The 12,816-nt window shown below is 46.5% G+C and carries 14 protein-coding genes; 8 read left to right on the top strand and 6 right to left on the bottom strand.

Annotated features, from left to right (window positions below; genetic code table 11):
* Positions 1-101 precede the first annotated feature (101 nt).
* Both bamC and dapA read right to left on the bottom strand, forming a co-directional pair.
* Positions 102-1,121, bottom strand: a complete 1,020-nt coding sequence (gene bamC, locus PQQ36_RS08215; RefSeq protein ID WP_273660720.1) for an outer membrane protein assembly factor BamC — start codon at positions 1,119-1,121, stop codon at positions 102-104.
* 46 nt (positions 1,122-1,167) lie between these two features.
* A complete protein-coding gene (dapA, locus tag PQQ36_RS08210) occupies positions 1,168-2,046 on the bottom strand; it encodes a 4-hydroxy-tetrahydrodipicolinate synthase (RefSeq protein WP_013571291.1) in 879 nt (292 codons plus the stop codon).
* Positions 2,047-2,426: 380 nt separating this feature from the next.
* Here dapA and PQQ36_RS08205 point away from each other — a divergent pair, with 380 nt between their 5' ends.
* Both PQQ36_RS08205 and bcp read left to right on the top strand, forming a co-directional pair.
* Positions 2,427-2,969 carry a glycine cleavage system protein R gene (locus PQQ36_RS08205; protein WP_013571290.1) on the top strand — a complete coding sequence of 181 codons (543 nt, stop codon included), beginning with the start codon at positions 2,427-2,429 and terminating at the stop codon, positions 2,967-2,969.
* A 13-nt stretch (positions 2,970-2,982) separates the two neighbouring features.
* A complete protein-coding gene (gene bcp / locus PQQ36_RS08200; protein WP_011079810.1) occupies positions 2,983-3,453 on the top strand; it encodes a thioredoxin-dependent thiol peroxidase in 471 nt (156 codons plus the stop codon).
* Between the two features lie 130 nt (positions 3,454-3,583).
* Here bcp and PQQ36_RS08195 read toward each other — a convergent pair whose 3' ends face one another.
* Entirely contained in the window at positions 3,584-4,654 is a 1,071-nt protein-coding gene (locus PQQ36_RS08195; protein WP_273660719.1) for an AI-2E family transporter, read from the bottom strand.
* A complete protein-coding gene (locus PQQ36_RS08190; RefSeq protein ID WP_039554394.1) occupies positions 4,647-4,889 on the bottom strand; it encodes a sulfurtransferase TusA family protein in 243 nt (80 codons plus the stop codon). The genes PQQ36_RS08195 and PQQ36_RS08190 overlap by 8 nt, the downstream gene beginning before the upstream one ends.
* A 185-nt stretch (positions 4,890-5,074) precedes the next feature.
* Here PQQ36_RS08190 and PQQ36_RS08185 point away from each other — a divergent pair, with 185 nt between their 5' ends.
* The 4 genes from PQQ36_RS08185 to PQQ36_RS08170 are packed head-to-tail and all read left to right on the top strand — an operon-like array spanning position 5,075 to position 7,907.
* Entirely contained in the window at positions 5,075-6,529 is a 1,455-nt protein-coding gene (locus PQQ36_RS08185; protein ID WP_273660718.1) for a beta-barrel assembly-enhancing protease, read from the top strand.
* Between the two features lie 16 nt (positions 6,530-6,545).
* Positions 6,546-6,896 (top strand): arsenate reductase (glutaredoxin), encoded by a 351-nt coding sequence (gene arsC / locus PQQ36_RS08180; RefSeq protein WP_013571287.1) that lies wholly within the window; start codon positions 6,546-6,548, stop codon positions 6,894-6,896.
* Positions 6,897-7,472, top strand: a complete 576-nt coding sequence (gene wrbA / locus PQQ36_RS08175) for an NAD(P)H:quinone oxidoreductase (protein ID WP_011079805.1) — start codon at positions 6,897-6,899, stop codon at positions 7,470-7,472.
* The gene (locus PQQ36_RS08170; RefSeq protein ID WP_011079804.1) at positions 7,473-7,907 is read left to right on the top strand and encodes a DUF2069 domain-containing protein; all 435 of its coding nucleotides are present in this window, start codon (positions 7,473-7,475) and stop codon (positions 7,905-7,907) included.
* Between the two features lie 117 nt (positions 7,908-8,024).
* Here PQQ36_RS08170 and PQQ36_RS08165 read toward each other — a convergent pair whose 3' ends face one another.
* On the bottom strand, positions 8,025-9,236 hold the full coding sequence (locus tag PQQ36_RS08165) for a DUF2066 domain-containing protein (protein ID WP_011150938.1): 1,212 nt from the start codon (positions 9,234-9,236) through the stop codon (positions 8,025-8,027).
* A gap of 238 nt (positions 9,237-9,474) precedes the next feature.
* Between PQQ36_RS08165 and PQQ36_RS08160 the strand changes: the two genes are divergently transcribed.
* A complete protein-coding gene (locus PQQ36_RS08160; RefSeq protein WP_011150939.1) occupies positions 9,475-10,728 on the top strand; it encodes a uracil-xanthine permease family protein in 1,254 nt (417 codons plus the stop codon).
* Positions 10,729-10,854: 126 nt separating this feature from the next.
* Here the strand turns inward: PQQ36_RS08160 and upp are convergent, their stop codons facing one another.
* Positions 10,855-11,481: a uracil phosphoribosyltransferase gene (gene upp / locus PQQ36_RS08155; protein WP_011079801.1), complete on the bottom strand. Its 627-nt coding sequence runs from the start codon at positions 11,479-11,481 to the stop codon at positions 10,855-10,857.
* A gap of 178 nt (positions 11,482-11,659) precedes the next feature.
* On the opposite strand from upp, the gene purM reads away from it, so the two are divergent.
* Positions 11,660-12,700, top strand: a complete 1,041-nt coding sequence (purM, locus tag PQQ36_RS08150) for a phosphoribosylformylglycinamidine cyclo-ligase (protein WP_225470473.1) — start codon at positions 11,660-11,662, stop codon at positions 12,698-12,700.
* Positions 12,701-12,816: the final 116 nt, after the last annotated feature.

The following is a 12,816-nucleotide window of genomic DNA, read 5'->3' as shown; positions in this document are numbered from 1 at the left end:
GTCTGATTGAGATCTTGGCTAACGCCAAATACAGGTGCGCACACAAATAGAAATAAGAAAATAGCAAAAAGGGGCATCGTGCCCCTTTTACTTTGTCTTTTTTACTCTTTCTTAACCACCGCGGCTAAGACAGGTGCCATCGATTTCAAAAACGCTTCCTCAACCGGTTTACCCGAAGAGTCGGTCACGTTAATGGATGTACGGTTACCCAAATCACCAAACAAGAATGTGTAAGTGCCTGACTTGAGCTCCATCGGCTTCACACCGATTTCATTCCAGAATTCATCATCTGGCGAGGCGTATTTCGCTTTGATGGTGCCTTGAGATTGGTTGCGCTCGTCAATCGTGAAACCCATTTGCGGAAGAATCGTTGGAAGACGCTGCCAGAGCACATTGTACGGAGTACGTGCAATGATGACCGGGAAACCACTTCTGTCGGTACCCATCGTGATAGGGATTTGCTTCACCAATTCCTGAGCTCGACGCTGCGCTTCATCACGTTTGACTTGGTCGTACTGAGACGTCACCAAATTGGTCATAAACACGTTGTAGCGCTCTTTATTGGTAACCGTTACCGGCTTAAGCTCAGTGCCTTCTCGCCACTCAATCAAATTGATCTTAAAACCATGACGATTGTTTGCTTCGAAGCGATCAATTGCATATCGGCTACCGATTTCCATCTCTTCATCTTCAGAGCGCCACGTAACCCAACCCGTCTCGATGTGAGTATCGGATTGCATGTCGATCGGAATTTGACGCTCAGCCAGCATATCTTTCACCGTTTGCCACACTTCATCCGCTTCTTCTTGCTTGATCAGCCAAAGCGTAACTTCTCCCTGATTGCGCTCATAACGTGCACCCGGGATCAATTCCAAAATTTGCTGAGGTGGACGGATATCCACTTGCTTACCAATGCCACCCGCAAACTCACCCTGAGGGATATTGTAATTTGGATAAAATTGAGGGGTTGCCCCTTCAGGTAATTGCCACGGCTCAAGTGGTGGTGTTTCTAGGTAAGCAAAGTCATCCTTTGCCTGACGGCGTTGTGTGGCGCTACCAGAACAGGCAGACAAAACAAAAACAGCCAGCGAGCTAAGCACTAACTGACGAGAAAACTTCATTGAAACTCCTAAAGCGCCGGATGTTCTCCGGCGTGACTACATTCTCTTAGTAAATCCCTGCGTCGGTCATTGCTTGTGCAACGATCGGATGACATTTTTCCGATAACTCAGTCAACGGTAGACGTAAATGCCCGCATTCAATCAAACCAAGTTGTGTCGCTGCCCATTTCACTGGAATTGGGCTAGATTCGATAAACAAGTTTTTATGCAGTGGCATCAAACGTTGATTGATCACTTCCGCTTCTTCAAAACGGCCTTCAAGGGCCAAACGGAACATATCCGCCATATCTTTTGCAGCAATATTGTTGGTAACCGAAATCACGCCTTGACCGCCAAGTTTGACAAAATCTAGGCCTGTCGCATCATCACCACTTAGTAAGATAAAATCTTCGCCACAAAGTTCACGATGAATTGCAACTCGATTTAAATCACCAGTCGCATCTTTTAGTGCAACGATGTTTTCGAGCTCAGCCAAACGAGCAACGGTCTCTGGCAAAAGGTCAACCGCAGTACGCCCAGGCACATTGTATAGAATTTGGGGAACGTTACTCACTTCAGCAATCGCTTTGTAGTGCTGGAATAGGCCTTCTTGCGTTGGCTTATTGTAGTATGGAGTAACACTCAGGCACGCATCGATACCTGAATCATTCAGCAGACGGCTGAAGGTCACCGACTCATGGGTAGCATTGGCTCCCGTGCCAGCGATCACTGGGATTCGACCATTAACAAATTCAACCGTTTTGTTGACTACTTTTACGTGCTCTTCAACCGTCAGTGTTGAAGACTCTCCTGTGGTACCCACAGCCACGATACCGTTCGTACCAGCAGCGATGTGATATTCAACTAATTTTTGCAGACCATCAAAGTCTACTTCTCCATCGGCTTTGAACGGCGTAAGTAACGCAACGATACTTCCTGATAACATGTCTTTCTCCCTCATTTAATCCTTCCTGCATGGTACTGTAAGGCGATTCAAAAAAACAAGAGCGCAAACTCGCTTCCTGAATACTAGTGGATGAATATTTGAGTTGATTGGTGATTTATGTAGCCAAACCGCCCCTCAATGGAAGGTTCAGAGCCTTCAACCAAGCTTCTGAGGGGATATTTGGCAATAAGCGATTCGCTCGGAAAAGCGAGTTTTGCTCAACTATAATGAGACTAGGATGTAGGCTTGTCAGCGTCTGGTGAATTCCAAGACCATCAACACAGCGTTCCCTAACATAAAAAACGGAAGCGACTCGACATTTTCCATAAACTTCTGTGTTACCATCCGGAAAAAACAAAATGCACAATAAGAGCGAATCTATGACTCAACATCTGGTAATTACCGCAATGGGCACGGATCGGCCAGGCATCTGTAACCAGGTTGTCCAACTGGTGACGCGTGCGGGTTGTAACATTATTGACAGTCGAATCGCCATTTTTGGCAATGAGTTTACCCTCATCATGCTGCTGTCTGGCAACACTAATGGCGTCACTCGAGTCGAGACCACTTTACCACTGCTCGGCCAAGAACATGATCTCATCACCATAATGAAGCGAACGTCGGCTCATCATCCAACGACAAATTGCTACACCATTGAGGTGTTTGTTGAATCGGATGACCGCGTCGGCCTCACCGAAAAATTCACACAATTCTTTGCAGAAAAGCAAATCGGCTTGAGCGCACTCAGTGCCCAAACCATCGATAAAGCCACGGTACAAATGGAGCAAGACCAGTTCCACATCGCGATTACGGCACACGTACAAAACGAATCCAATTTAATGCAGATTCAGGAAGATTTTAATGATCTTTGCCGCTCGCTGAACGTACAAGGCACGCTGAACTTTATAAAAAACACCCTTTAAAAGGAATAACGACATGAATATGCTGCAAGCAGGCTCCCCTGCTCCAGAATTTTCTTTGCCTGATCAAAATGGAAATCTTGTCTCGCTCAAAGACCTCAAAGGAAAAAAAGTTCTCTTTTACTTCTACCCAAAAGCAATGACTCCCGGTTGTACCGTTCAGGCCCAAGGCCTACGTGACGTCCATAGCGAGCTCGCAAAGCATAATGTGGTTGTGCTGGGCGTAAGTATCGATCCAGTCAAACGTCTGGGTAAGTTTATTGAACGAGATTCTCTCAACTTCACTTTGTTGTCAGATGAAGATCACGCCGTTGCTGAACAATTTGGTGTTTGGGGCGAGAAAAAGTTCATGGGCAAAGTGTACGATGGCCTACACCGTATTAGTTTCCTCATCAACGAGGAAGGTGTCATTGAACACGTCTTTGATAAGTTCAAAACCAAAGACCACCATGAAGTGGTTCTTAATTATCTTGAGCAGAGTAAATAGGACGAGTTAAAGCATCCTTACTTATCCAGCAGACAATAATAAGCCCAACGTGTTCGCTGGGCTTTCTTTTCTTGTCTTTTCTTTTTTGAGCAGTGTTAGTAATAACTGAATGGAGTGAGATAACACAATCTTAGGATGGTTGTGCTTCGTGCTCATCTTGACTTGGCAGTGCTTTCCAAACCGCTTTCACTAAGGTCGCCAACGGGATAGCAAAGAACACGCCCCAAAATCCCCAAAGACCACCAAACACCAAGACCGCGACAATGATGGCCACTGGATGCAGGTTCACCGCTTCAGAAAAGAGGACCGGAACAAGCACGTTACCGCCGAGTGCTTGAATGATGCCATACGCAATAAGCAACGTATAAAATTCGGTTGAGATCCCCCACTGGAACAACGCGACAATCGCGACGGGAACCGTTACCGCCGCTGCACCAATGTATGGAATGAGCACGGAAAGGCCAACCGCCACTGCGAGCAACGCCGAATACCTCAGGTCCAAAATGGCGAAAGTAACATAACTCACCCCACCAACAATCAAGATCTCCAGCACTTTGCCGCGGATGTAGTTGGAGATTTGCTCGTTCATCTCATGCCACACTTTATTGGCTAAGTTGCGATTCTTTGGCAGCAAGCCGCTGGCCATGCGCATCATTTCTTCTTTGTCTTTGAGTAAGAAGAACACCAGCAAAGGCACTAGAATGAGGTATACCGCTAAGGTTGCAATGCTGATCAAAGAAGCTAATGAACCTTTAACGACACTCTCTCCCATGCCGAGCACTTTGTTTTTCGCGTTGGTGACAATCGCTTCTACGATTTGTAAATTGGCCAACTCAGGATAACGTTCAGGCAGCGATGCGATAAACTGCTGCAGCCCGTTATACATGTTAGGAATGTCATTGATTAAGTTACCCACCTGAGTCCAAATGGTTGGAATCAATCCAAACAGCGCAATCAACATCAATCCGATAAACAGAAGAATCACGGCGATCACGCCAACGGTTCTCGGTACGCCAAAGCGACGAAGTTGTGCAACGGGCCATTCCAACAAATAGGCCAAAACAATGGCAACTAACAACGGAGCCAGCAAGTGGCCAAAGAAATAGATCGTCACAAAACCAAATAGCAGGATAGCCACTAAGCTGACGGCATGGGGGTCTGAAAAACGGCGCTTATACCAGCGGTTGATCATTTCAAACATCTTGTGACAGTTCCTTATTAAAAGTGATAGTCAGGAGGTAATCCTCCTGTTCCATGGTTGTCTCGACGAGAAACTGACGTGATTGAAGATACTTGACGATATCGCGCATAGAGCTTTGGTCGGATAGTTGAATAACTAATTGACTTCCTTCCGATAACTCTGCACTGTGGCGCTTAGCCAAAAGTAATGACATTGGGCAGCGTTGTTGTCTAAGATCGAGTCGCTTACGTTCCATCTTCTCGCCTAAAACTGATGATAGGGGTGATATTGTAAAGTGTTTTTTTACAGGTGCCAGCATTTATCAAAGTTTGATTTGCAGTTTAAGTAAGGGACTGGCATTTTCTTTTGTAACACTTTACGAAACCAATTAGCCAGCAATGGGTCTTAATATTGCAGCTATATGGAGAGTTAATCATTACTATGTTAAAACGCGCGCGTACCATTATTAGTTTATCTGTCGCTTTGACTTTAGCTTTGCCAACACCTGCTTGGGCCAATTCAATTGATTTGCCTGACATTGGGACAGCGGCAGGCGCCACGTTGTCGATCGATCAAGAATTAATCTATGGTGATGCCTACATGCGCATGCTGCGCAGCAGCAAACCCATCGTCAATGACCCAGTCATTAACGAGTATATCGATTCTCTCGGCCACCGCTTGGTTGCCAATGCCAACGATGTAAAAACGCCCTTTCATTTCTTCATGATCCGTGATCGAAACATCAACGCATTTGCCTTTTTTGGTGGTTACGTCGCCTTGCACTCAGGCCTGTTTCTTCATGCTCGAACAGAAAGTGAGTTGGCGTCCGTTGTGGCACACGAAATTGCCCACGTCACTCAACGACATTTGGCTCGCAGCATGGAAGAGCAAGCGAGACGCTCTCCTGCAACCCTTGCGGCATTAGCTGGCTCACTGTTGCTGGCCATCGCCGCGCCAGAAGCGGGTATTGCTGCAATCACTGCAACAACCGCAGGAAATATGCAAAGCCAGATCAACTACACGAGAAGTAATGAAAAAGAGGCCGATCGCTTCGGCATCAATACGCTTGCAAAGGCAGGTTTTGATGTGCAAGCCATGCCCACTTTTTTCTCTCGTTTGGCTGATGAGTATCGTTACGCGAGCACGCCACCACCGATGCTGCTGACGCACCCACTGCCTGAAGATCGAATTACCGACAGCCGTGCTCGTGCACAATCGTATCCTCCGCATCGCGTGAATCCATCGCTCGACTATCACCTCACTCGAGCTCGAATTGTCGCTCGCTACGCAGGAATTGACGCCGATGCGGCGATGGACTGGTTTGCTCGTACGGAGAAAAAAGCAACGCCAGGCCTCAAACCGGCCTTTGAATATGGCAGAGCGCTGGTGCATTTAGACAAAAAAGAATTGGATCAAGCTGAAACGATTTTGGCCCGATTAATTAAAAATGAGGGTAACAATCCTTTCTATCTTGATGCGCTGTCCGATCTTTATATCGAGCAGAAACAGCCAGAGAAAGCGATCGCAATGTTAAAAAGTGCGTTAGAACGCATTCCCAACAACAAGGTTCTAACGATAAACTACGCCAATGCTTTGCTCGAAGCAGATAAAACCGAAGAAGCGATCCGTGTATTGCAACGTTATACGCATGATAATCCAGAAGATACCAATGGATGGCATCTGCTTTCGCGCGCCAATATTGCCATTGGTAACAGTGGTGAAGACCTCGCGTCACGTGCGGAAATTCTGGCGCTGCAAGCGAACTGGAACAAAGCGATCCAATACTATACGCAAGCCAGCCAACTGGCCGAGTTAGGGAGTTTGCAGCAGGCAAGATACGACGCGCGCATTGACCAACTCATGGTCCAACGAGATCGCTTCCTCGCATTACAATAAATACATGGAGAATCCTATGTCAGTCGTGATTTATCACAATCCACGCTGCTCAAAGAGCCGTCAAACCCTCGAACTATTGGAACAACATGGCGTGACGCCTGAAGTGGTGAAGTACCTTGAAACACCACTCAATGTAGAACAACTCAAAGCCCTTTACGCTCAATTGGGCTTCTCCTCTGTCCGTGACATGATGCGTACAAAAGAAGACTTGTATAAATCGCTCTCTTTAGGTGATGACAAGGTCACTGACGAACAACTGTTTAATGCGATGGCAGAAAACCCATCACTTTTTGAACGCCCTGTCGTGGTTGCTAATGGCCAAGCTCGTATTGGTCGCCCACCAGAGCAAGTATTAGAGATTTTGTAATTGTCAGTGACTACTCAGCTGTTGGTGCTGTACTACAGCCGTCACGGAAAAACCAAATTACTTGCTCGCCAAATTGCCCGGGGAATTGAATCCATTCCCCATTGCGAAGCTGTCCTGCGCACCGTTACAGAATTGAACGCCAGCTCACAACAAGCATCAGAGCCTATTGTTACTCTGGATGAGTTGCGTAACTGTGACGGGCTTGCTTTGGGAAGCCCCGTTTGGTTTGGTGCAATGGCAACGCCACTAAAGCACTTTTGGGATCAAACCTCACCACTGTGGTTGAATGGATCTTTGATTGATAAACCAGCCTGTGTTTTTACTTCATCAAGTAGTATGCACGGGGGGCAAGAAACGACGCTACAGAATATGATGGTCCCACTGCTGCATCACGGCATGTTGATTTTGGGTATCCCTTATTCGGAGCCTGATCTGCACCAAACACAATCGGGTGGCACCCCATATGGCGCAAGTAGTGTTGGTCACGAAAGCTCACTCACCACAGAAGAAATTCGCTTGGCGCAACAATTAGGAAAGCGCTTGGCACTGGTTGCCAAAAAGCAAAAGGAGTCGTAGATGTCTGATGTCGACATGAGTCCAAAAACACAGCAGTACCGCTATTTGGCCTTGTTTGGCAATTTATCGCTGTTACTGTGGGTTGTACTTTGGCAATTGGCGTTATCGCCACACCCTCATTTAAGTTCCACTACCCTCGCGATCGCATGGTGTATTCCCCTGCTTTTACCATTACCAGGTATTTTGGCGGGTAAGCCCTACACCCACGCTTGGGCAAACTTTGTTTTAATGCTCTATTTTTTACACGCTTTAACGATTTTGTACGTCGATGGTGGTGAGCGTTGGCTGGCTTTGGTCGAGCTGTTGCTCACCACGTTAGGCTTTGCTGGCAATATTCTCTTTGCGAGAGCGCGCGGCCAAGAGCTAGGAATGAAGTTGAAAAAGCTATCGCAAGTCGAAAAAGAAGAGAAAGCGAAGTTTGGCAATCAGCCGTAACATAATGGCTTTTGCCCTCATTGCCGCAATAAGCATAAAAAAACAGCCAACGATCAACGTTGGCTGTTTTTATATCTAACTATTCACAGTATTAGAAGCTCATATCACGAGAGCAACCTAACTTAACCACTCAAACACCATTTGATATTTTGGCTTAGCTGGCGGTTGTTCGACCACCACTGGCGAATGAGTGGTCTCCTCGTTCAGTGTTGGCATGATGGGCTCAATGGCAGGTTCACCCACCTCATCATTTTTAGTCAGTGCGTCATTTTTTGTTGGCTGAACTTGCGTCTCAATTGGCGGCACTGGCACAGCATTCTCTTCATCTTCTACCAGCAACGGATCATCAAATTTGGTGATTTTAGACAGCTTTGTGGCTTCTTGCTCAAACGCTTCTTGCGAAGCCAGCAAGTGCACACGCAACATCAACTCATTACCTTTGATTTCTAATACATCAAGATTGGCCACTGAGTTCAACGACGTGAGTGTCTTTTCTAACGTAAAGAAATCAATTGCGTTGTTGATGTTTAAAAACTTCACCACGACCGATTCAGAGGACTCACCAAGAACAACGACGGCGCTACGTTTAGCATAAAAATCGGCAACAGCATTAATCAGTTGTGTCGCTGCATCACCACCATTGGCACTTCCGGTGACAGGCGCAACATTAGAGCGCGCGATAGCGCCAGGGGATTGATCGTACAGATTCCAACGCAATGAATTTCCTTGAGCACGAATCACCAACACGCCATCCACTGGGTAGCGACCGCTGGCTAAACTGATCGGTTTGGCAAAGCCTCCCCACAAGTCCGACACTTCAATACCGGTGATATCGTCAAAGTCACCCACAGGCAACGTCAATGGCAAACCACGATCACGAGCGGCTTGCTTCAATTGGTCAGAAACGTTGCTCGCCGAGTGCTCCCACACGATCTTGCGATCATAGTTTTGCTCTTCCACCAACCAAACCAGCAGATTATTTCGGTTTGTTGGCCAAAAAGGCAGTTGGGCTTGCGTTAATAGCGAGCGAATTTGCGCATCATTAAAAAGCAACTTCAGGGTCATGACATCCCCTTCTTTGCCATAGCTCAATTGCGAAATATAACGGGCGCTGGATTGAAGTGCCTTTGTCACAACGGGATTATCAACCGAGTCTTGGTAACCGGATGCTCGAACAATAACCTGCTTCATTGCCTGCTGACGAGCTAACTCTTCACCTTTGTCTTTTGTGCTGTCAATCGCGACTTCTGTGCGGTAGATATCCACCTGAGTTAATGCATAAGCGGGTAGCGATAAACACCCGATCATCAATAGAGCTAAATAACGCATATAAGTCCTAAGTTACTTCTTGAGATGTCAGATGATAAGCAACTCTCCCATCATGAGCAAGAAAACAGCAGATTTTTACTGCACTTCTCAGTCAAGTGAATAAAAAGCTCTCAATTCGTTTGATTTACGGACAAACAGCAGCAATCTTGCAAAAAATTGATCAAAAATACTTAGCAATCGTTTGCAAAGTGATAGAATCCCGCGAATTTATCTGCATAGTTATTAATAGGGAGCCTTTATGAAAAATGCTTTACAGGGTGCACAAATGTTATTTGTCGCATTCGGTGCCTTGGTACTCGTACCGTTGCTGACCGGATTGGACCCTAACGTCGCTTTATTTGGTGCAGGTGTCGGCACCTTATTGTTCCAATTGATCACCAAACGAAGCGTTCCCATTTTTCTAGCCTCCTCTTTCGCTTTTATTGCGCCAATCATGTTTGGTATTCAAACATGGGGTATTGGCGCAACCATGGGTGGCTTAATGGCAGCAGGTTTGGTTTACGTTGCACTTGGCGCGATGATCAAAGTACGTGGTGTGGGCTTCATTCACAAAATTTTGCCACCTGTCGTTGTTGGCCCTGTGATCATGGTTATCGGCCTTGGTCTTGCGCCAACGGCGGTCAACATGGCGGTAGGGAAAACTGGTGATGGTGCGGTTCAACTCGTCAATGGTGATGCAGCAATCATTATCTCCGCAGTTTCACTCTTCACGACCATTGCGCTGAGCGTATTTGCAAAAGGTTTCCTAAAGCTGGTTCCTATCGTCGGTGGTATCTTGGCAGGTTACTCGGTTTCACTATTCTACGGAGTGGTTGACTTTACACCGGTGGCTCAAGCCGCTTGGCTAGCCATGCCAAACTTCACCACCCCTGAGTTCAACATCAACGCGATTCTATTCATGATCCCTGTTGCAATCGCTCCTGCCGTTGAGCACGTAGGTGACATGTTGGCTATATCTAACGTCACAGGTAAAAACTACCTGAAAAAACCAGGACTACACCGCACGATTGCTGGTGACGGGGTTGCGACCATTGCCGCATCGATGGTTGGTGCACCACCAAACACAACCTACAGTGAAGTTACTGGCGCAGTGATGCTCACCAAAGCTTACAACCCAGTCATCATGACATGGGCTGCCATCACCGCTATTGTTCTTGCACTTGTCGGTAAATTAGGCGCTACCCTGCAAACCATTCCCGTTCCTGTGATGGGCGGTATTATGATTCTTCTCTTTGGTTCGATTGCCACTGTAGGTCTTAATACGTTAATCAAGAATCACGTGGATCTGCATAAATCTCGCAACCTTGTGATTGTCGCGGTGACATTGGTGTTTGGTATTGGCGGTATGGCTTTTGGTATTGGCGAGTTCAGCCTACAGGGCGTGAGTCTATGTGGTATCGTGGCGATTATTCTTAACCTTATCCTGCCGCATGACATGGGTGAAAACCACGTAGTGGATAACGCTCAGATGGAAGAAGAAGCACAAAACTAATTGCCAAATGAAGCTTGGTTCGGTGAACCACACCTTGTTTGTCGAACGTAAAGAAATCCGAATAAAAAAATGCCTGGTCAGTGACCAGGCATTTTTTATTAATATGCATTAGACAAATCGGAAGGATTACTTGGTACCGAAAATCTTATCACCAGCATCACCAAGACCAGGGACGATGTAGCCCTTGTCATTCAGTTTCTCATCGATAGCTGCGCAGTACAGTTCAACATCTGGGTGTGCTTTCTCTAGCGCTTCAATACCTTCTGGCGCTGCAACCAACACCAATACTTTGATTTGCTGACAGCCTTTCTCTTTGAGAAGGTCGATCGTCGCGATCATAGAGCCGCCAGTTGCAAGCATTGGGTCAACCACCAATGCAATGCGTTCTTCCATGTTAGAAGCCAGCTTGTTGAAGTATGGGATTGGCTCTAATGTTTCTTCATCACGGTAAATACCAACTACGCTGATACGTGCACTTGGCATGTGCTCAAGCACGCCATCCATCATGCCTAGACCAGCACGTAGGATTGGCACAACCGTTACTTTTTTGCCCTTGATTTGATCCACTTCAACTGGGCCATTCCAACCTTCAATGGTCACTTTTTCCGTTTCAAAATCTGAAGTTGCTTCGTAAGTTAAAAGACTACCAACTTCAGTGGCTAGCTCACGAAAACGCTTAGTGCTGATATCACCTTCTCTCATCAAACCAATTTTGTGTTTTACAAGAGGGTGTTTTACTTCAACAACTTTCATGTCCATCTCCGGCAATATAGATAAAATTTACATAAACTTGCCGATTATAAACGATTTCGTACAGAATTTCTCGTTACATTGCACAACAAAAAAACTTGCGCAAACGTTTGCTCTTTATATTCCTGCCCTGATAGAATAGCGCCGTTTTCATATCCAACTTCAAACCGAGGACTTCCCCGTGAGTGGTAACAACTCTTCTCTTAGCTATAAAGATGCTGGTGTAGATATTGATGCAGGCAACGCCCTGGTTGAGCGTATTAAAGGTTCTGTAAAACGTACACGTCGCCCTGAAGTAATGGGTGGCATTGGTGGTTTTGGTGCTTTATGCGAACTGCCAACAAAGTACAAGCAACCTGTTCTAGTTTCTGGCACTGATGGCGTTGGCACCAAGCTGCGCTTAGCTCTGGATATGAACAAGCACGACACCATTGGTATTGATCTCGTTGCTATGTGTGTAAACGATTTGATCGTACAAGGTGCTGAACCTCTGTTTTTCCTAGATTACTACGCAACGGGCAAGCTGGATGTCGATGTGGCTGCGGATGTTATTTCAGGCATCGCGGAAGGCTGTATTCAAGCAGGTTGTGCTTTGATCGGCGGTGAGACCGCAGAAATGCCGGGCATGTACGAAGGCGAAGACTACGACGTCGCAGGCTTCTGTGTCGGTGTAGTAGAGAAAGAAGACATTATCGACGGTACTAAAGTCGCGGTAGGTGATGCATTGATCGCTGTCGGTTCAAGTGGTCCACACTCAAACGGTTACTCATTAGTGCGTAAAATCCTCGAAGTGTCTGGCGCAGACAAAAATGAGGAGCTTGCAGGCCGCACTATTGGTGAGCACCTACTTGAGCCAACCAAAATTTACATCAAGTCTGCACTCAAAATGATTGAGCAACATGACATTCACGCGATTTCGCACATCACTGGCGGCGGTTTCTGGGAAAACATCCCACGCGTATTGCCAGAAGGTACCAAAGCGGTGATCGATGAAAAGAGCTGGGAATGGCCGGTCATTTTCCAATGGCTGCAAGAAAAAGGAAATGTGGCTACGCGCGAAATGTACCGTACATTCAACTGTGGTGTCGGCTTGATTGTGGCACTGCCTCAAGATCAAGCGGAAGCTGCGGTTGCACTGCTTCAACAAGAAGGTGAAAAAGCGTGGGTGATTGGTGCGATTGCTCAGGCCGAAGCTGGCGAAGAGCAAGTTGAAATCAACTAAGCTGCAAAACCTAAAATAACTTCAGAATGAGGACGCTATGTCCTCATTCTGCTATTTGGCACACTGAAAACCCTGCAAAAAGCAGGTATTTTCTTGCAAGACAGTGATCTTAAGAA

Origin of the sequence: Vibrio sp. CCUG 15886 (genome assembly GCF_028570825.1) — a bacterium.
GTDB classification, from domain to species: Bacteria; Pseudomonadota; Gammaproteobacteria; order Enterobacterales; family Vibrionaceae; genus Vibrio; species Vibrio vulnificus_B.
Note: the sequence above shows the minus strand (reverse complement) of the source record. Positions and strands in the feature narration are given on the sequence as shown.